18 protein-coding genes are annotated in these 19,801 nt (G+C 60.6%); 16 read left to right on the top strand and 2 right to left on the bottom strand.

Features of this window, described 5'->3' with window-relative positions:
- Positions 1–462 precede the first annotated feature (462 nt).
- From AC1D19_RS28855 to AC1D19_RS28840, 4 genes are read left to right on the top strand one after another with little or no spacing between them, the layout of a single operon-like run.
- Positions 463–933 carry a (2Fe-2S)-binding protein gene (locus AC1D19_RS28855; RefSeq protein ID WP_477754354.1) on the top strand — a complete coding sequence of 157 codons (471 nt, stop codon included), beginning with the start codon at positions 463–465 and terminating at the stop codon, positions 931–933.
- Positions 930–3,251, top strand: coding sequence for a xanthine dehydrogenase family protein molybdopterin-binding subunit (locus tag AC1D19_RS28850; RefSeq protein WP_477765394.1), 2,322 nt, complete (start codon positions 930–932; stop codon positions 3,249–3,251). The genes AC1D19_RS28855 and AC1D19_RS28850 overlap by 4 nt, the downstream gene beginning before the upstream one ends.
- Complete coding sequence (locus tag AC1D19_RS28845; RefSeq protein WP_477765393.1) at positions 3,251–4,234, top strand: XdhC family protein; 984 nt, start codon at positions 3,251–3,253, stop codon at positions 4,232–4,234. Before AC1D19_RS28850 ends, AC1D19_RS28845 begins: the two co-directional genes overlap by 1 nt.
- Complete coding sequence (locus AC1D19_RS28840) at positions 4,231–4,821, top strand: nucleotidyltransferase family protein (protein WP_477765392.1); 591 nt, start codon at positions 4,231–4,233, stop codon at positions 4,819–4,821. The genes AC1D19_RS28845 and AC1D19_RS28840 overlap by 4 nt, the downstream gene beginning before the upstream one ends.
- Before the next feature lie 139 nt (positions 4,822–4,960).
- Here the strand turns inward: AC1D19_RS28840 and rne are convergent, their stop codons facing one another.
- Positions 4,961–8,224, bottom strand: coding sequence for a ribonuclease E (gene rne, locus AC1D19_RS28835; protein ID WP_477765391.1), 3,264 nt, complete (start codon positions 8,222–8,224; stop codon positions 4,961–4,963).
- 703 nt (positions 8,225–8,927) lie between these two features.
- Between rne and rluC the strand changes: the two genes are divergently transcribed.
- Genes rluC through AC1D19_RS28820 form a run of 3 tightly spaced genes read left to right on the top strand, consistent with a single transcriptional unit; the run spans position 8,928 to position 11,553 of the window.
- Positions 8,928–9,890: a 23S rRNA pseudouridine(955/2504/2580) synthase RluC gene (gene rluC / locus AC1D19_RS28830; protein WP_477754359.1), complete on the top strand. Its 963-nt coding sequence runs from the start codon at positions 8,928–8,930 to the stop codon at positions 9,888–9,890.
- Positions 9,877–10,539, top strand: a complete 663-nt coding sequence (locus AC1D19_RS28825) for an HAD-IA family hydrolase (RefSeq protein WP_477754360.1) — start codon at positions 9,877–9,879, stop codon at positions 10,537–10,539. The genes rluC and AC1D19_RS28825 overlap by 14 nt, the downstream gene beginning before the upstream one ends.
- 24 nt (positions 10,540–10,563) lie before the next feature.
- A complete protein-coding gene (locus AC1D19_RS28820) occupies positions 10,564–11,553 on the top strand; it encodes a S49 family peptidase (protein ID WP_477754361.1) in 990 nt (329 codons plus the stop codon).
- A 153-nt stretch (positions 11,554–11,706) separates the two neighbouring features.
- On the opposite strand, the gene AC1D19_RS28815 is transcribed toward AC1D19_RS28820, so the two are convergent.
- Complete coding sequence (locus tag AC1D19_RS28815) at positions 11,707–12,285, bottom strand: Maf family protein (protein ID WP_477765390.1); 579 nt, start codon at positions 12,283–12,285, stop codon at positions 11,707–11,709.
- Positions 12,286–12,390: 105 nt separating this feature from the next.
- On the opposite strand from AC1D19_RS28815, the gene AC1D19_RS28810 reads away from it, so the two are divergent.
- The 9 genes from AC1D19_RS28810 (at position 12,391) to mltG (ending at position 19,788) form a co-directional block, all read left to right on the top strand.
- Positions 12,391–12,918 carry a YceD family protein gene (locus AC1D19_RS28810; RefSeq protein WP_007942001.1) on the top strand — a complete coding sequence of 176 codons (528 nt, stop codon included), beginning with the start codon at positions 12,391–12,393 and terminating at the stop codon, positions 12,916–12,918.
- Positions 12,919–12,931: 13 nt separating this feature from the next.
- Entirely contained in the window at positions 12,932–13,114 is a 183-nt protein-coding gene (gene rpmF / locus AC1D19_RS28805; RefSeq protein WP_003179396.1) for a 50S ribosomal protein L32, read from the top strand.
- 4 nt (positions 13,115–13,118) lie between these two features.
- Positions 13,119–14,129 carry a phosphate acyltransferase PlsX gene (gene plsX, locus AC1D19_RS28800; protein WP_477765389.1) on the top strand — a complete coding sequence of 337 codons (1,011 nt, stop codon included), beginning with the start codon at positions 13,119–13,121 and terminating at the stop codon, positions 14,127–14,129.
- Positions 14,130–14,254: 125 nt separating this feature from the next.
- A complete protein-coding gene (gene fabD / locus AC1D19_RS28795) occupies positions 14,255–15,193 on the top strand; it encodes an ACP S-malonyltransferase (RefSeq protein WP_477765388.1) in 939 nt (312 codons plus the stop codon).
- 16 nt (positions 15,194–15,209) lie between these two features.
- Positions 15,210–15,950 (top strand): 3-oxoacyl-ACP reductase FabG, encoded by a 741-nt coding sequence (gene fabG, locus AC1D19_RS28790; protein ID WP_007997043.1) that lies wholly within the window; start codon positions 15,210–15,212, stop codon positions 15,948–15,950.
- A 197-nt stretch (positions 15,951–16,147) separates the two neighbouring features.
- Positions 16,148–16,384, top strand: a complete 237-nt coding sequence (gene acpP / locus AC1D19_RS28785) for an acyl carrier protein (protein ID WP_003175607.1) — start codon at positions 16,148–16,150, stop codon at positions 16,382–16,384.
- Positions 16,385–16,492: 108 nt separating this feature from the next.
- Positions 16,493–17,737 (top strand): beta-ketoacyl-ACP synthase II, encoded by a 1,245-nt coding sequence (gene fabF, locus AC1D19_RS28780; RefSeq protein ID WP_477759907.1) that lies wholly within the window; start codon positions 16,493–16,495, stop codon positions 17,735–17,737.
- Positions 17,737–18,552: an aminodeoxychorismate lyase gene (pabC, locus tag AC1D19_RS28775; RefSeq protein ID WP_477754366.1), complete on the top strand. Its 816-nt coding sequence runs from the start codon at positions 17,737–17,739 to the stop codon at positions 18,550–18,552. Before fabF ends, pabC begins: the two co-directional genes overlap by 1 nt.
- A gap of 3 nt (positions 18,553–18,555) precedes the next feature.
- Positions 18,556–19,788 (top strand): endolytic transglycosylase MltG, encoded by a 1,233-nt coding sequence (mltG, locus tag AC1D19_RS28770; protein WP_477765387.1) that lies wholly within the window; start codon positions 18,556–18,558, stop codon positions 19,786–19,788.
- The last annotated feature ends 13 nt before the right edge of the window (positions 19,789–19,801 follow it).

Below are 19,801 nucleotides of genomic sequence, written 5' to 3'. Positions count from 1 at the left end.
GTTGTGCAGGGCAAGGCGCGAGAAGCGTGGTTTGGTCATTCCAAATAAGCTTCGAGCAACGCAGCCCTGCACAACAGCAGGCCCGGCCCTTCGGGTTGTGCCTTAAAACGGGCCAGGCTGCGTTGCAGGCCTTGGAAAGGGAACAACCATTTCCAGCGGCCTGCGCCTTGCCTGGCCCGCTTTAAGGCGACAACGCGACGGGAAAACTAATTGAGAACGCCCCCTAAGCTTCCAGGACGGATCAAAAAGCCCTGCACGATGTTTATCGTGCAGGGCTTTTTTGTTAATGCTCGGTTAACTTAGTCAGCTAACGATGCACACTCTTGCTCCACCAAAGGCCCGGTGCAGACGTCTGCGTCTGCACAAGAGAGCCCATTAGCCTGAGTCGATCTGCGTGCGACCCACCGAGATCCCGCGGCAGATTGCTCGACCCCACAACTCAAGATCCATGCGGGCGTGCCCATGATTACCCTGAAGCTCAATGGTCAAGACCATCAACTCGACGTCACCGAGGACATGCCGCTGCTCTGGGCGATCCGCGACGTGGCCGGTTACAACGGCACCAAGTTCGGCTGCGGCATGGGCCTGTGCGGGGCCTGCACCATTCATATCGAAGGGGCTCCGGCCCGCAGTTGCATCACGCCCATCGGTTCAGTCACCGGGCAGAATGTCAGCACCATCGACAACCTGCACGCCGATCCGATCGGCAAAGTCGTGCAGCAAGCCTGGCTCGACACGGCAGTCGCCCAATGCGGCTTCTGCCAGGGTGGGCAAATCATGTCGGCGACGGCGCTGCTCAAGACCAATCCGAACCCCAGCGATGAGCAGATCGAAGAAGCCATGGTCGGCAACATCTGTCGCTGCGGCACCTACAACCGCATCAAGACCGCGATCCGCCAGGCCTCCACTCACCTGAAGGAGGCCAAGGCATGAGCCGGTTACCGAATGATTTCGCCCTGAGCAATCTCAGTCGGCGTGGTTTTATCAAAGGTGTCAGCGCAGCCGGTGCATTGGTCGTCGCCGCGAGTTGGGGCTGGCAGGACGCGTTTGCCGAAGAGAAAGAGAAAAAATTCGGCGCCGACGGCATGCCCCATGGCTGGGTCGATGACCCTAAGGTGTATGTCAGCATCGCCGCCGATGGCACGGTGACCGTGATCTGCAACCGCTCGGAGATGGGCCAGGGCGTGCGCACCAGCTTGACCATGGTGGTGGCCGATGAACTGGAAGCCGACTGGGCGATGGTCAAGGTGCAGCAGGCCCCCGGCGATGAAGTGCGCTTCGGCAACCAGGACACCGACGGCTCGCGCAGCATGCGTCACTGGTACGAGCCGATGCGTCGCTGCGGTGCCGCCGCGCGGACCATGCTCGAACAGGCCGCCGCCGCACAATGGAAAGTGCCGGTCGGTGAATGCCATGCGCAACTGCACAAGGTCGTCCATGAGCCTTCTGGTCGCGAGCTCGGATATGGCGCCCTGGCCTCCGCCGCAGGCGCCTTGCCGGTTCCGGCCCGCGACAGCCTGAAGCTCAAGCAGCCGGCTGAGTTCCGTTACATCGGCAAGGAAGGCACCAAGGCCATCGATGGGGAGGACATCGTCAACGGCCGGGCGGTGTACGGCGCCGACGTGCATTTCGACGGCATGCTGTATGCGACCATTGCGCGGCCCACGGTGTATGGCGGCAAGGTCAAAAGCTTCGATGGCAGCGCGGCGATGAAAGTCCCCGGCGTGGTCAAGGTGGTGCAGATCGAAAGCCGTCCGTTGCCTTCGGAGTTCCAGCCCTTGGGCGGTATCGCCGTGGTGGCGAGCAATACCTGGGCGGCGATCAAGGGCCGCGAGGCGCTGATAATCGAGTGGGACGACGGCCCCAATGCCAGCTACGACTCGATCGCCTATCGCAAGGAACTTGAAGCAGCCTCGCTCAAGCCCGGCAAGGTGGTGCGCAATACCGGCAACATCGACAAGGCCATGGCCAGCGCCGACAGCACCCTGGAAGCCTCCTACTACTTGCCGCATTTGTCACAGTCGCCGATGGAACCGATGGTCGCCATTGCGCGGTTCACGGACGGTGCCTGCGAAGCCTGGGGGCCAAGCCAGGCGCCGCAGGTCACTCGGGAACGGATCGGTGAACGCCTGGGCCTGCCGTTCGACAATGTCACGTTCAACGTGACCTTGCTCGGGGGAGGGTTCGGGCGCAAGTCCAAGCCTGACTTCATCATCGAAGCCGCCATCCTCGCCAAGGAATTCCCCGGTAAAGCGGTGCGGGTGCAATGGACCCGCGAAGACGACATTCATTGTTCTTACTTCCACACCGTATCGGCCGAATACCTCAAGGCCAGCCTGAACAAGGATGGCCTGCCATCCGGCTGGTTGCACCGCACGGTAGCCCCGAGCATCACCGCGTTGTTTGCACCGGGCATGAACCATGAGGCAGCGTTCGAACTGGGCATGGGATTCACCAACATGGCGTATGCGATCCCCAACATTCGCCTGGAGAACCCCGAAGCAACGGTGCACACCCGCGTCGGCTGGTATCGCTCGGTGTCGAACATTCCCCATGGTTTCGCGATCCAGAGTTTTATCGATGAGCTGGCGCACAAGGCCGGGGAGGATCCGCTGAAGTACCAGATCAGATTGCTCGGTCCGGACCGTCAGATCGATCCGCGAACCTTGAGTGACGAGTGGAACTACGGCGAATCCCCCGAGCGTTATCCGATCGACACCGCGCGCCTGCGCACGGTACTGGAGACCGCTGCCAAGGCCGCCGGTTGGGGGCGCGAGTTGCCCAAGGGCCGCGGTCTGGGACTGGCGGTGCATTACAGCTTCGTGACGTATGTGGCGGCGGTGATCGAAGTGGAGGTCAAAGACGACGGCACGCTGGTGGTGCACAAGGCCGACATCGCCGTCGATTGCGGACCACAGATCAATCCCGAGCGCATTCGCGCGCAGTTCGAAGGTGCCTGCGTCATGGGCCTGGGGAATGCGGTGCTGGGAGAAATCAGCTTCAAGGACGGCAAGGTCCAGCAGGATAACTTCCACATGTACGAAGTGGCGCGCATGTCCCTGGCACCAAAAGAGGTGGCCGTGCATCTGGTGACGCCGCCGGGCAACGTGCCATTGGGCGGTGTGGGTGAGCCGGGCGTGCCACCGATTGCACCGGCACTGTGCAATGCGATCTTTGCGGCCACCGGCAAACGCATCCGCAACCTGCCGGTTCGTTATCAGCTGTCGGGCTGGCAGAAGGCTGGCGCCTGATGGACAGCGCCGATCTGAACGTCCTGCGCAGTGTGTTGCAATGGCATCGCGCCGGTCAGCGGGTGGTGTTGTACAGCGTGGTCGAAACCTGGGGCACTGCGCCCCGGGCACCCGGCGCCATGCTGGCCTTGCGTGAAGACGGCATGGTGATTGGTTCGGTCTCGGGCGGGTGTGTCGAAGATGACTTGATCGCCCGGCTGCACGACGGACGCCTTGCGCTTGACGGGCCGCCGGTGCAATTGATCACCTACGGCGTGACCCGCGAGGAAGCCGCACGTTTCGGCTTACCCTGCGGTGGCACCTTGCGCTTGACCGAGGAGCGTATCGACGATGGGGCTTGGGTCGAGCAATTGCTCGCCCGTTGCGAGGCCCATGAAATCGTTGCCCGTGAACTGAACCTGGCCACCGGCGAAGTGCTTTTGCAGCCGGCCAATAAAGCTGACGTGTTGACGTTCGATGGACAGACCTTGCGTGCGATCTATGGCCCGCGCTGGCGCTTGCTGCTGATCGGCGCGGGGCAGCTATCGCGCTATGTCGCTGAAATGGCCCGCCTGCTGGATTTCGAGGTGCTGATTTGCGATCCGCGTAGCGAGTTCGTCTACGGCTGGGAGGAGCAGCACGGACGATTCGTTTCGGGCATGCCGGATGAGGCGGTGTTGAATATCGAGACCGATGAACGCACGGCCATCGTGGCCTTGACCCATGATCCGCGTCTGGACGACATGGCGCTGCTCACGGCCCTGGATTCCAGGGCTTTTTACGTCGGGGCGCTGGGGTCGCGGGTCAACAGCCAGAAGCGCCGGGAAAACCTGGCTCAACTGGGTTTGTCGCAACCGGCGATTGACCGCTTGCATGGTCCGATCGGTTTGCACATTGGCAGTCATAATCCAGCGGAAATTGCCTTGTCGCTCATGGCGGAAATCGTGGCGGTCAAAAACGGCGTCGAACTGAAGCAGAAGAAAGTCTTGCAGGAGAGGGTATGAGCGAGTCCATTGGCGTCGTCGTGCTGGCGGCGGGGCAGGGCAGCCGCTTTCGTCAGGTGGCGGGCGCCGAAAAGGATAAATTGCTGGCCGATTGCACCGGGCGTGACGGCGTGGTGCGGTCCGTCATCGAGCATACGTTGGTCAACCTTCCGGCGACGCTGGACAAACGCGTACTGGTGACCACTGCTGACCGCCCGCAGGTTATTCGCATGGCTCAGGCCTATGGTTGCGAGATTGTACTGATCGAATCGACGGGAATGGGCGACAGCATTGCCGCGGGAGTCGCTGCCTGCAAGCAACTCGATGGCTGGCTGATGGTGCTGGGGGATATGCCGTTCATCCTGCCATCCAGTATCGGGCAAGTGGTGGCGGGTATTGGCGATGACAGTATCAGCGTGCCTGTGCAGAGCGGTGAGTGCGGGCATCCGGTCGGGTTCGGACGGGACTTCGCGGCGGGGTTGATGGCGCTATCGGGGGATCGTGGCGCCAAATCGCTGTTTGCCCAAGGGCGGGTAGTTGAAGTTACGGTGAATGATCCCGGGGTTTTGTGGGATGTGGATGTACCGCAGAAATTGGTTTTTGAGTGAAGTCGTAAAGATCGCAGCCTTCGGCAGCTCCTACGTCGATCATCTGTAGGCGCTGCCGAAGGCTGCGATCTTTTGATCTTTACTGAAATAAAAAGCCCCGCCTGGATCACCAGGCGGGGCTTTTCAGTGGCCGATGGAATCAGACGAGAGGTTTAGGCTCGTGTTCTTTTTCCTCGGCTTGCTCGTGTTGCTCTACCGTTTTCTGAACGGAGCGCGGCGCTTCGTGGATCACCGACTCAACCGGCTCGGCAGCCACTTCAGCGACCGGGGCAGGCGCTGCCTCAACCACTTCAGCAGCAACCGGTGCAGGCTCGGCAGCAACAACCGCTTCAGCCGGAGCAGCAGCGGCAGCCAGTTCAGCTTCCTTCTGCAGACGCTCGGCTTCACGCTTGCGACGACGCACTTCACGTGGGTCGTTAGGCGCACGGCCACTTGGCGTCAGGGCGCTGACAGGAGCGGCTTCGACTACCGGTGCAGGTGCTTCGGCAACGACCGGTGCTTCAACGACTGGCGCTTCAACCACCGGCGCTGGGGCCGGTTCTGCAGCAGCAACCACCGGCTCGGAAACCATGGCTTCAGCCACTTGGGTTTCAGCAGCTTCAGCGACGGCTGGCTCGGCAACCCAGTTGAATGCGGTTTGCTCTTCGCGAACTTCACGCACGGTTTCAGTCACGGTTTCAACAACCGCTTCTGCAGCCACGGCAGGAGTTTCTACCACTGGCGCTGGCTCGGCAGCCGCTTCAACAGCTGGCTGAGCTTCTGGCGCTGGCGCTACTTCGATCTCCGGCGAGGCGGTGACTTCGACCGGTGTGGTCGCTTCAACGACTGGCGCTTCAACCGGAGCTGCTTCCAGGGTAGCGGCAGTGGCGCGTTCGGCTTGCACATTGGCTTGCGCTTCAGCTGGAGCGCTGATCACGCTGCTGGCAACGGCTGCGGTGACAGCCAGGCCGGCGGCCAGATCGGCAACGCTTGGTGCTTCAGCGTTTTCGCCGGACTCGGACTCTTCCGAACCTTCGATCACATTGCCGTTGGCGTCACGCTGACGCTCGCGACGGTTGCTGCGACGACGCTGGCCACGGGAGCGGCGGCGTGGACGATCGCCTTCGGCGCCTTCCTGACCTTCTTCCTGCAGTTGCTCTTCGTTGGTGGTCAGTTCTTCTTCAGCTTCGGCTGCGGCAGCTTGTTCGGCACGTGGCTGACGCTCTTCACGCGGAGGGCGTGGCGCGCGTTCTTCACGTGGCTGGCGGGCTGGACGCTCTTCAGCGGTAGCAGCGGCGGCTGGAGCAGCCGGAGTAGCCGGAGTAGCCGGAGTAGCCGGAGCGGCATCCAGAGGCTCGCGCAGTTCACGAACGCGTTCTTCGCGCTCACCCCGTGGCTTGCGATCTTCACGCGGAGCGCGCGGGGCACGTTCTTCGCGAGGAGCGCGTGGTGCGCGTTCTTCGCGGGCGACTGCCGGAGTTTCTTCGCGGGTCTCGCGAGGTTCGCGCACTTCGCGTGGTTGGCGCTCTTCACGCGGTTCACGTGGGGCGCGTTCTTCACGCGGTGCACGTTCTTCGCGAGGCTTGCGCTCTTCATCGCGGCGAACATTACGGTTGCGGCTTTGCTGGCGACCGTTGCGACGCTCTTCGTTGCGGGCTGGACGCTCGGCAGCAGGCTTTTCAACCACAACCGGCGCGACAGGCTCTTCCTTGGTGGCAAACAGGCTCACCAGCGACTTAACCAGGCCTTTGAACAGGCTTGGCTCTGGCACGGCAGCCGGAGCAGGGGCCGGAGCGGCAACTTCGGTCGGAACCGGAGCATTGGCGCGGGCCGGCGCCGTCTTGACCGCCGCTTCCTGGCGAACCAGGGTGCGGGTTGCAGCGGCTGGCTGGACTTCTTCCACTTCGGCAGCGGCAGCGGCGATTTCGTAGCTGGACTGGTTGGTGGCCGCTTCGGGGCTGTCATCACGCAGGCGCTGCACTTCGAAGTGCGGCGTCTCGAGGTGATCGTTCGGCAGAATGATGATGCGGGCGCGGGTGCGCAGTTCGATCTTGGTGATCGAGTTGCGTTTTTCGTTGAGCAGGAACGCAGCCACCGGGATCGGCACTTGTGCACGAACTTCGGCGGTACGGTCTTTCAGGGCTTCTTCTTCGATCAGGCGCAGGATCGCCAGGGACAGCGATTCAACGTCACGGATGATGCCGGTGCCGTTGCAACGCGGGCAGACGATGCCGCTGCTTTCGCCCAGGGATGGACGCAGGCGTTGACGGGACATTTCCAGCAGGCCGAAGCGCGAGATGCGACCGACTTGCACGCGAGCGCGGTCGGCTTCCAGGCATTCGCGGACTTTCTCTTCCACGGCGCGCTGGTTCTTGGCAGGGGTCATGTCGATGAAGTCGATGACGATCAGGCCGCCGATGTCGCGCAAGCGCAACTGACGGGCGATTTCTTCGGCCGCTTCAAGGTTGGTCTGCAGGGCGGTTTCTTCGATGTCGCTGCCTTTGGTGGCGCGCGCCGAGTTGATGTCGATGGACACCAGGGCTTCGGTCGGGTCGATGACGATGGAACCGCCGGAAGGCAGTTCGACGACGCGCTGGAAAGCGGTTTCGATCTGGCTTTCGATCTGGAAACGGTTGAACAGCGGAACGCTGTCTTCGTACAGTTTGATCTTGCTGGCGTACTGCGGCATTACCTGGCGGATGAAGGTCAGAGCTTCGTCCTGGGCTTCAACGCTGTCGATCAGCACTTCGCCGATGTCCTGGCGCAGGTAGTCGCGGATCGCGCGGATGATCACGTTGCTTTCCTGGTAGATCAGGAACGGCGCGGAACGATCCAGCGAGGCTTCCTTGATGGCAGTCCAGAGTTGCAGCAGGTAGTCGAGGTCCCACTGCATTTCTTCGCTGCTGCGGCCCAGGCCGGCAGTGCGCACGATCAGGCCCATGTCGGCCGGTGCAACCAGGCCGTTCAGGGCTTCACGCAGTTCATTGCGCTCTTCGCCTTCGATGCGACGGGAGATACCGCCGGCACGCGGGTTGTTCGGCATCAGCACCAGGTAACGACCGGCCAGGCTGATGAAGGTGGTCAGGGCGGCGCCCTTGTTGCCACGCTCTTCTTTTTCGACCTGAACGATGACTTCCTGGCCTTCGCTCAGGACGTCCTTGATGTTGACGCGACCTTCCGGGGCTTTCTTGAAGTATTCGCGGGAGATTTCTTTGAGGGGCAGGAAGCCGTGGCGCTCAGAGCCGAAATCGACAAAGGCAGCCTCGAGGCTTGGTTCGATGCGAGTAATCCGGCCTTTATAGATGTTGGCCTTCTTCTGCTCGCGTGCACCGGATTCGATGTCCAGGTCGTAGAGGCGCTGGCCATCTACCAGTGCAACACGCAACTCTTCGGGTTGAGTTGCGTTAATCAGCATTCTTTTCATGTAGTACCGTCGGTTTCCGGGCTGCCGGAAACGGCGTTCGGCACACACGACTTCTCACGGTCGGTGTCAGGTGCGTCGGGAGTGGTTGGCCATTTCCCGTGTCCAGCGAAGTCCGGCCAATGTGGGCCTTCATCGCGACGTACGCGTCCTGCTTGCTGTGGCTACTTAAGCACTCAGTCAGGAGGAGGAATCAACCAGCGGCTGTGGACGAGATGAAGCGTCTTGAGAAAGCCTGTTGCTACACAGTCCGGCGGTTGTGCATCTCCACCCTACACGTATCCCTGATAATTCGGGTGCTGCCGCGCGCAGAATCCGCAGCGGGTTGGCATTTACCGTGAGCTCCGAAAGGGGGAGGTCACGCATCATGGCTAATTTAGGCGTTGTTTCCGATGCCTTCGCTCGGGGTCATTTGCAGCTGACTGCACTTTGTGAACTGGCCGTGAATATGGCGCGCAAAACGAGTGGAAAACTCTGCTTTGTGGCGTGATTCAGGCCTCATGTCACCTGCGCTCGTTACACCTGCAAACTCCACCGTTACGTAGCGAAAGCCCCGTAGGACGGCCTCGCGTCCTGGTGAATTGCGTTGGTCAGGGCCGGTTTTTGACCGTTGGTCCGCTGTCCAGGCCGCTTTTGGCGACGTTCGCGACTATAGCAGTAATGATTAAGTGCTTCAATTCCATAAAAAATTGTTATCATCCGCGGCATGACGACGACTACCCCCCCGACTCCAGGCGTACAACTGCTTGAGGTCTCGCCGGAATATGCCGGCCAACGTATTGATAATTTCCTTCTCGCCCGACTCAAAGGCGTGCCCAAGACCTTGATTTACCGCATTTTGCGCAAGGGCGAAGTGCGTGTGAACAAAGGTCGGATCAAGCCCGAGTACAAGTTGCAGGCGGGCGATATCGTGCGCGTGCCGCCGGTTCGTGTGCCCGAGCGCGACGAGCCGGTGCCACTGGCGCAGGGGTTGCTGCAGCGACTCGAAGCCTCGATTGTCTTCGAAGACAAGGCCCTGATCGTGATCAACAAGCCTGCGGGCATTGCGGTTCATGGCGGTAGCGGCCTGACTTTCGGGGTGATCGAAGCCTTTCGTCAGTTGCGCCCCGATTGCAAAGAGCTCGAGCTGGTTCACCGTCTCGACCGTGATACCTCCGGCCTGTTGATGATCGCCAAGAAACGCAGCATGTTGCGCCACTTGCACACCGCGTTGCGCGGTGATGGCGTCGACAAGCGCTACATGGCGCTGGTCCGCGGTAACTGGGCGAGCTCGATCAAGCAAGTCCGTGCGTCGCTGGGCAAGAGCAATCTGCGTTCCGGCGAGCGCATGGTCGAGGTCGACGAGGAGGAGGGGAAGGAGTCCGTGACCGTGTTCAAGGTCCTGCGCCGCTTCGGCGACTTTGCCACCATGATCGAGGCCAAACCGATTACCGGCCGGACTCACCAGATCCGTGTCCACACCCTGCACGCCGGGCATTGCATCGCTGGCGACACCAAGTATGGCGACGAAGGTTTCAGCAAGGAAATCCGCGATCTGGGCGGCAAGCGTCTGTTCCTGCACGCCTACATGCTGACCGTGCCACTTCCCGATGGTGGTGAGCTGAAGCTGCAAGCGCCGGTCGACGAGATGTGGGCCAAAACCGTGGAGCGATTGAGTGCGCCCATCTGATTACAAACTGCTGATCTTCGACTGGGACGGCACGCTGGCCGATTCCATTGGCCGGATTGTCGAGGCAATGCACGTTGCCTCGCAGCGCTCCGGATTTGAGCTGCGCGATGATTTTGCCGTCAAGGGCATCATCGGCCTGGGCTTGCCGGAAGCGATCCGCACGCTGTACCCCGAAATCGCTGATGCCGAGCTGATCGCGTTCCGTGAGCACTATGCTGAGCATTACATTGCGTCGGAGGCGGTGCCTTCGCCGCTGTTCGAGGGTGTGGTCGAGTCGCTCGAGGCGTTTCGTGCCGAGGGCTATCATCTGGCTGTGGCGACCGGCAAGGCCCGTCGCGGGCTGGATCGGGTGTTGAAGTCCCATGGCTGGGAGAATTACTTTGATATCACCCGCGCTGCCGACGAGACCGCCAGCAAGCCCCATCCGCTGATGCTCGAGCAAATCCTGGCCCATTGCGAGGTTCGCCCGGAACAGGCGTTGATGGTCGGTGATTCGTCCTTTGATCTGCAGATGGCACGCAACGCCGGCATGGGCTCGGTGGCCGTCAGTTATGGCGCCCAATCGATCGATGCGTTGAAGTTGTATGAGCCGCGACTGGCCATCGACCGTTTTTCAGAATTGCATGCCTGGCTGAGTCAGCGGGCTTAATCGGTTGTTTTTGGGGTGGATGGCATGACCGACGAATGGAAGGCGCCCGCCAAGGCGAGCGCAGAGAGCGGTGACGACAAAAGCTGGAAGTTGCTGGAGAAGACACTGCTGGCCGGCGTGCAGGAGCAGCGCCGGTCCCGTCGCTGGGGGATATTCTTCAAGCTGCTGACTTTTGTGTATCTGTTCGGCGCAATTGCCCTGTTTTCGCCGCTGATGGATATGGAAAAGGCCGCTACCCGCAGTGCCAATTACACGGCGCTGATCGATGTGACAGGCATGATTGCCGACAAGGAGCCGGCCAGCGCAGACAATATCGTTGGCAGCCTGCGCGCGGCTTTCGAGGACGACAAGGTCAAGGGCGTCATCCTGCGCATCAACAGCCCGGGCGGCAGTCCGGTGCAGTCGGGTTATGTCTATGACGAGATCCGTCGCCTGCGCGGCCTGCACCCGGACACCAAGCTGTATGCGGTCATTTCCGACCTGGGGGCTTCCGGTGCCTACTACATCGCCAGCGCGGCGGATCAGATCTACGCCGACAAGGCGAGCCTGGTCGGCTCCATCGGTGTGACGGCAGCCGGTTATGGCTTTGTCGGCACCATGGAGAAGCTGGGCGTCGAGCGTCGCACTTACACCTCTGGCGAGCACAAGTCATTCCTCGATCCGTTCCAGCCACAGAAGCCGGAAGAAACCGCCTTCTGGCAGGGCGTGCTCGATACGACCCACCAGCAGTTCATCAATAGCGTCAAGCAAGGGCGTGGCGATCGCCTGAAGGACAAGGAGCATCCGGAGCTGTTTTCCGGTCTGGTCTGGTCCGGCGAGCAGGCGTTGCCGCTGGGGTTGATCGACGGGCTGGGCAATGCCAGTTCGGTTGCGCGGGATGTGATCGGCGAGAAAGAACTGGTGGACTTTACCGTTCAGGAGTCGCCGTTCGATCGCTTCTCGAAAAAACTCGGTGCCAGCGTGGCTGAGCATTTGGCGATGTGGATGGGTTTTAACGGTCCGTCGCTGCGCTGAGTCTCTTGTGATAAAAAAACCGGCATCAGCCGGTTTTTTTTAGAATCAAAAGATCGCAGCCTGCGGCAGCTCCTACAGGATTTGGGTGTGCCCGCGATTCATGGGTGAAACCGGCCCGCGTAGGAGCTGCCGAAGGCTGCGATCTTTTGATCTTCAGGGGATTTGCACGCCTTCGGTCAGGAGCATGTCGGTCAAACGAATCAGTGGCAGGCCGACGAGGCTGGTGGCGTCAGGGCCTTGCGTGCTTTGAAACAGGCTCACCCCCAACCCTTCGGCCTTGAAGCTGCCTGCGCAGTCGTAGGGCTGCTCGGCGTGCAGGTAGCGTTCGATGCGGGGTGCGTCGAGTGTGCGCATGTGTACGGTGAACGGCACGCAATCGACCTGGCAGTGCCCGGTCTGGCTGTTGAGCAGGGCCAGGCCGGTCAGGAACGTCACGCGTGTGCCGCTGGCGGCCAGCAGTTGTTCGCGGGCTTTTTCGAAAGTGTGGGGCTTGCCGATAATTCGCTCTCCCAGCACGGCGACCTGGTCGGAACCGATTATCAGATGAGCGGTATGGCTGTCGGCCAGGGTGCGCGCTTTCTCTTCGGCGAGGCGCTTGACCAGCTCGATCGCGGATTCGCCAGGGCGATGGCTTTCGTCGATATCCGGCGAGCTGCACGTGAAAGGCAGCTGCAGGCGGGCCAGCAATTCCCGGCGATAGACCGAGCCAGAAGCGAGTAATAAAGGCAGCATGCGCATCTCCATAAGGCAGGTGCGAATTCTAGCGAGGCTTCCAAGTGACGGACAGGGCTGAATTTCCTTTGACATGGGCGGGTGCATCCCTATAATGCTGCGCCTATGTTGAATGACCCGATTCCACCTCACGTTGACCCGCGCAAATTGGCTGATCGTGGCACCACCCTTCAAGGTGAAATGCTGCTGGCCGATTTGGAGAGACTCTGCGACCCGCTTTCCGACAATGTCGGTACGGTGCAGGCTAAATTCGTTTTTGAACGAGATGAACGTAAATCTGTGGTCATCCACAGCTTTATCGACACTGAAGTCAAAATGGTTTGCCAGCGTTGTCTTGAGCTGGTCACCCTGCCGATCCACAGCGAATGCAGTTACGCCGTGGTGAAGGAGGGTGCGAATACCCAGTCGTTGCCGAAAGGTTATGACGTGCTGGAACTGGGCGAAGATCCTTTGGATCTGCAGTCACTGATCGAGGAGGAGCTTCTGCTCGCCTTGCCCATTGTGCCTGCTCATCATCCGGAAGAATGCCAGCAGCCGGCGGGAGCAGATGAGCCCGAACCGAGCGAGGACGAGGTAACGCGGTCCAACCCGTTCAGTGTATTGGCGCAGTTAAAGCGTGACCCAAACGTTTAGGAGTTAATCAATTATGGCTGTTCAGCAGAACAAAAAATCCCGCTCTGCCCGTGACATGCGCCGTTCGCACGACGCTCTCGAGGCTAGCACCCTGTCTGTAGAAAAAACCACCGGTGAAGTTCACCTGCGTCACCACGTATCGCCAGAAGGCGTATACCGTGGTCGTAAAGTGATCGACAAGGGCGCTGACGAGTAATCACTTGTCCGCTCAAGTCATCGCGATTGACGCAATGGGCGGGGACTTCGGTCCCCGCAGCATTGTTCAGGCCAGCCTTGCTTGCCTGTTTGCTACACCCTCGCTGCACCTGACCCTCGTCGGTCAACCCTCCCTGCTTGAAGAATTGATCGCTGGCCATTCGGCTGTGGATCGCGCGCGCCTGTCGATTGCCCCGGCGAGCGAAGTCATTACCATGGACGAAAAACCCACCCAGGCCTTGCGTGGCAAACCTGACTCGTCGATGCGTGTAGCCCTGGAGTTGTTGCGCGACGGCAAGGTCCAGGCCTGTGTCAGTGCCGGCAATACCGGGGCGTTGATGGCGTTGTCGCGGTTCGTGCTCAAGACCTTGCCGGGTATTGATCGTCCGGCCATGGTGGCGGCGATTCCGACGCAGAAAGGTTATTGCCAGTTGCTCGATCTGGGCGCCAATGTCGATTGCAGTGCCGAGCATCTGTTGCAGTTTGCAGTCATGGGCTCGGTTGCCGCGGAGACTCTGGGCATCACCCGTCCACGGGTTGCGTTGCTGAATATCGGCACCGAAGACATCAAGGGCAACCAGCAGGTCAAGCTGGCCGCCACTTTGTTACAGGCCGCTCGCGGCATCAATTACATCGGTTTCGTCGAAGGCGACGGTTTGTACCGCGGCGAAGCGGATGTGGTGGTGTGTGACGGTTTTGTCGGCAACATCCTGCTCAAATCCAGCGAAGGCCTGGCGACCATGATTGCCGGGCGCATCGAGGCGTTGTTCAGAAAGAACGTAGCCTCTCGCGTGGTCGGCGCGCTGGCGCTGCCCTTGATGAAGCGTCTGCAGGCCGATCTGGCACCTGCCCGGCATAACGGCGCGAGCTTTCTCGGATTGCAGGGGATCGTGGTGAAGAGCCACGGTTCTGCCGGAGTGCAGGGTTTTCAGAGCGCCATTCAGCGCGCACTGATCGAAATTCAGGAAAACCTGCCCGAGCGCATTCACGGTCGTCTGGAGGATTTATTGCTTTAGGCGTTTTCGTCGGACAATGCTTAAATGTGACCGGTTGGTTCGATGGGCCATCCAACTGTCAGTTTCTTGCGCCCCCCAAGCGGGACGCCAATTCTCCGACGACAAGATCATTAGGGGCTTGTTACATGTCTGCTTCCCTCGCATTCGTCTTTCCGGGACAGGGTTCGCAGTCCCTCGGCATGCTGGCCGAGCTGGGCGCGCAACATCCGGTTGTTCTCGAAACATTCAAAGAAGCTTCCGATGCACTGGGTTACGACCTGTGGGCACTGACCCAGCAAGGGCCGGAAGAGCAACTCAATCAAACCGATAAAACCCAGCCGGCCATTCTGACTGCCTCGATCGCCCTGTGGCGTCTATGGCTGGCGGAAGGTGGTGCGCGCCCGGCATACGTTGCCGGGCACAGCCTGGGTGAATACAGCGCGCTGGTCGCGGCAGGCAGCCTGAGCCTGGGCAATGCAGTGAAGCTCGTCGAACGTCGTGGCCAGCTGATGCAGGAAGCCGTGCCGGCCGGACAAGGCGGTATGGCTGCCATCCTGGGCCTGGACGATGCCGACGTACTGGCAGCCTGTGCCGAAGCGGCGCAAGGCGAAGTGGTCAGTGCGGTGAATTTCAACTCACCGGGCCAGGTGGTCATTGCCGGTGCCAAGGCTGCCGTCGAGCGCGCCATCGAAGGCTGCAAGGCGCGTGGCGCCAAGCGCGCCATGCCGTTGCCGGTCAGCGTGCCGTCCCATTGCGAGCTGATGCGCCCGGCTGCCGAGCGTTTCGCCGAATCGATCGCCGAGATCGACTGGCAGGCACCGCAGATTCCTGTGGTACAGAACGTCAGTGCCCAGGTGCCGGCCGATCTGGAAACCCTCAAGCGTGATTTGCTCGAACAGCTGTACAAGCCGGTACGCTGGGTCGAATCCATACAGGCGCTGGCAGCCAAGGGCGCGACCAACCTGGTCGAGTGCGGCCCGGGCAAAGTGCTGGCGGGTCTGAACAAGCGTTGCGCCGAAGGCGTGTCGACATCCAACCTCAATACCCCAGACGCTTTCGCTGCCGCCCGTGCAGCGTTGGCCTGAATCAGGAGAAGCTTGCATGAGTCTGCAAGGTAAAGTTGCACTGGTCACCGGTGCGAGCCGTGGCATCGGCCAGGCCATCGCCCTGGAACTGGGTCGTCAGGGCGCCATCGTTGTGGGTACCGCGACCTCCGCGTCGGGTGCCGAGCGCATTGCCGCGACCCTGAAGGAAAACGGTATTCAAGGCACTGGCCTGGAACTCAACGTCACCAGCGACGAGTCCGTGGCGGCTGTTCTGGCGAGCATTCAGGAGCAGTTCGGTGCGCCGGCGATCCTGGTCAACAATGCCGGCATCACCCGCGATAACCTGATGATGCGCATGAAAGACGACGAGTGGCACGACGTTGTCGATACCAATCTGAACAGTCTGTTCCGCCTGTCCAAGGGCGTTTTGCGCGGCATGACCAAAGCCCGTTGGGGCCGAATTATCAGTATTGGTTCGGTTGTGGGTGCCATGGGCAACGCAGGCCAAGTAAACTACGCTGCCGCCAAGGCTGGTCTGGAAGGTTTCAGCCGTGCTCTGGCGCGTGAAGTCGGTTCGCGTTCGATTACGGTAAACTCGGTGGCCCCTGGGTTCATCGATACCGATATGACCCGTGAACTGCCCGAGGCGCAGCGTGAAGCCTTGCAGACGCAGATTCCGCTGGGTCGTCTGGGGCAGGCTCAAGAGATCGCGTCCGTGGTCGCTTTTCTTGCGTCGGACGGTGCGGCTTACGTTACCGGAGCTACAATCCCGGTGAACGGCGGGATGTACATGTAATTCAAATGTGACGGATTGCTTCAAAAAAATGTCATACGAGCTGTCTAAAATCCGTTATAAAGCTGCAATCTATTTTATAGGCATAGGGTCACCGGGTTTGAGGAGTGAAGCTTTCAGTTGAAAAGCTGAAAAGTCTTTCTATACACTTACCCACTGGCCAGCCGCCTGAATTTGTCCATTAGGAGTGAAAACAAGGTATGAGCACCATCGAAGAGCGCGTCAAGAAAATCGTTGCTGAGCAACTGGGCGTTAAAGAAGAAGAAGTGGTCAACACTGCTTCCTTCGTAGAAGACCTGGGTGCCGACTCCCTTGACACCGTTGAGCTGGTGATGGCTCTGGAAGAGGAATTCGAGACCGAAATCCCTGACGAAGAAGCCGAGAAGATCACTACTGTACAAGCTGCAATCGACTACGTTACTAGCCACCAGGCGTAATAGTTTGTAATCGTTGCTCGCTGTCATGGAAAAACCGCACTGCCATCACGGCGTGCGGTTTTTTCTTTAGGCCTGATGCAAAGTCGTCATTTGAAAAAGGAGAGTGCTGTGTCGCGTAGACGCGTCGTAGTCACCGGTATGGGTATGTTGTCGCCACTGGGCACGGATGTGCCAAGCAGCTGGCAGGGCATTCTGGCTGGCCGCAGTGGCATTGGTCTGATCGAACACGCCGACCTTTCTGCCTATTCCACCCGTTTTGGCGGCTCGGTAAAGGGCTTCAATGTCGAGGAATACCTGTCGGTCAAGGAAGCCCGCAAGCTCGACCTGTTCATTCAATACGGTCTGGCCGCAGGTTTTCAGGCGGTACGCAATTCCGGCCTGGAAGTCACCGACGCCAACCGTGAACGCATCGGCGTGGCCATGGGCTCGGGTATTGGCGGACTGACCAATATCGAAGAAACCGCCCGCACGCTGCACGAGACCGGCCCACGACGGATTTCTCCGTTCTTCGTGCCAGGCTCGATCATCAATATGATTTCCGGTTTCCTGTCGATCCATCTGGGGGCACAGGGACCTAACTACGCCATCGCCACGGCCTGTACCACCGGTACTCACTGCATTGGCATGGCGGCCCGCAACATCATGTACGACGAAGCCGACGTGATGATTGCCGGCGGTGCCGAGATGGCCGCCTGCGGCCTGGGCATGGGCGGCTTCGGTGCCTCCCGCGCGCTGTCGACCCGCAACGACGAGCCAACCCGCGCCAGCCGTCCATGGGACAAGGGCCGCGATGGCTTCGTGCTGTCCAACGGTGCCGGTGCGCTGGTGCTGGAAGAGCTCGAGCACGCCAAGGCGCGTGGCGCGACCATCTACGCCGAGCTGATCGGTTTCGGCACCAGTGGCGATGCCTACCACATGACTTCGCCGCCAGCCGATGGCGCCGGTGCTGCGCGCTGCATCACCAATGCGCTGCGCGATGCCAAAATCAATGGCGATCAAGTGCAGTACATCAATGCCCACGGCACTTCGACTCCCGCAGGCGACCTGGCCGAAGTCAATGCGATCAAGTCGGTGTTCGGCGAGCACGCCTACAAGCTGGCCGTCAGTTCGACCAAGTCCATGACCGGTCACCTGTTGGGTGCGGCGGGCGCGGTCGAGGCGATCTTCAGCGTGCTGGCAATCAACAGCCAGGTAGCGCCGCCGACCATCAATCTCGATGAGCCGGACGAAGACTGCGACCTTGATTTCGTGCCGCACACGGCGCGCAACATGGATATCGATGTGGTCGTTTCCAACTCCTTCGGTTTTGGCGGCACCAACGGCTCGCTGGTGTTCCGCCGGTTCGCAGGCTGATGGACAGCTGGGTCGACGGTCAGCCGGCTGACGCTTTGTCGCTGAAGGATCGCGGCCTGGCTTATGGCGATGGTCTGTTCGAGACCATCGCCGTGCGCAACGGGCAGCCCGTATTGCTGGACCGGCATCTGTCGCGTCTGGCGGACGGCTGTTCGCGTCTGGCGCTTGCCGCCGATCAGGCGTTGATCCGCAGCGAACTGCTGGCCTACGCCGCGGCACTGGGTGACGGGGTGCTCAAGCTCATCCTCACTCGTGGCGATGGTCTGCGCGGTTACGCCCCGGATCCTTCGGCTCAGGCCCGACGCATTCTGCAAGGCAATCCACCCGTTGCTTACCCTGCCGTGCATGGCGAGCAGGGTGTTCGTCTGTTTCCTTGCTCCACGCGATTGTCCAGACAGCCATTACTGGCCGGCCTCAAGCACCTGAACCGTCTTGAACAAGTCCTCGCCCGTGCCGAATGGCAGGACACCGAGCATGCCGAAGGCTTGATGCTCGATCAGGCCGGGCGCGTGATTGAAGGCGTGTTCAGCAATTTGTTCCTGGTGCGTGATGGCGCACTCATCACCGCTGACCTCAAGCGCTGCGGCGTGGCCGGCGTGATGCGTGGCGAAATATTGTCCCAGGCCAGGTCGCTGGGAATCCCCACGCAAATCACCGACATTCCCCTCGAACAACTGCAATGGGCTGACGAAGTCTTTGTCTGCAACAGCGTGTATGGCGTTTGGCCGGTGCGCGCCTGTGCTGCTCTTCACTGGCCGGTTGGGCCGCTCACCCGTAAACTCCAAATCATTGCCCGTGCGCTACTGGATGCTTGATACGTGAGACGTAAATTCTTGCTGCTGCTGGAAACCGGACTGGTTCTGGCAGGGCTGCTGTTGGGTGCTTCAGCCTGGAAAATTCATTCGGCGCTGGTACAGCCGCTGAACATTGCCCAGGAGCAATTGCTGGATGTGCCCAAGGGCACCACGCCGACCCGCACCTTCTACCGACTCGAAGCCAATGGCGTCATCAAGGACGCATTCTGGCTGCGGGTATATTGGCGCTTCAACCTCGCCAGGCAACCCCTGCACAGCGGTGAATACCGCATGAAGCCGGGCATGACCGTCGAAGGCCTGATCGACCTGTGGAAACGCGGGGAAATGGTTCAGTACAGCCTGACCCTGGTCGAAGGCTGGAATTTCCGTCAGGTCCGCGCAGCGCTGGCCAAAGAAGAGAAGCTCGACCATAGCCTCGACGGTTTGAGCGACAGCCAGGTCATGGACAAGCTCGGCCACAGCGGGATTTTCCCGGAAGGGCGCTTCTTCCCTGACACCTATCGTTACGTGCGCGGCATGTCCGATATCGAGCTGCTGAAAACCGCTTACGAGCGCCTCGACGAAGTGCTCGCCAAGGAATGGGAGCAGCGCGCCGCGGATGCGCCGTACACCGAACCCTACCAGGCGCTGATCATGGCCTCGCTGGTGGAGAAGGAAACCGGCGTACCGCAGGAGCGCGGGCAAATTGCCGGCGTGTTCGTACGACGCATGGCGATGGGCATGCTGCTGCAGACCGATCCGACGGTAATCTACGGCCTTGGCGACCGCTACAGCGGCAAGCTGACCCGGGCTCACCTCAAGGAATCGACGCCCTATAACACCTACATGAATGCGGGCCTGCCGCCGACGCCGATTTCGATGGTCGGTCGCGAAGCCATCCATGCGGCACTCAATCCGGTGGAGGGCAACAGCCTATACTTCGTGGCGCGCGGTGATGGCACTCACGTGTTCTCCGACGACCTGGACGCTCACAACAATGCTGTGAAGGAATTCCAGCTCAAGCGTCGTGCCGATTACCGCTCCAGCCCGGCGCCCGCCTCCACGCCCGAGACGCCGCCAACCGAGGCTGAGCAAACCGGTACGCAGGAGGCCAAGTCTTCGCAAGAGTTGGCTCCGATCCCGGCCGCTTCACCGAACACGGCTCCCGAGGCGCTACCGCAAGTGCCGGCGCAAGATCCTGCGCCAGCCCCTGAAATGCCGGAACCCGATGCCAACGCACCGAAAAGCCCGCAATGACTCTGACTAAGGA

It is taken from the genome of Pseudomonas sp. P1_C12 (genome assembly GCF_056406435.1).
Note: the sequence above shows the minus strand (reverse complement) of the source record. Positions and strands in the feature narration are given on the sequence as shown.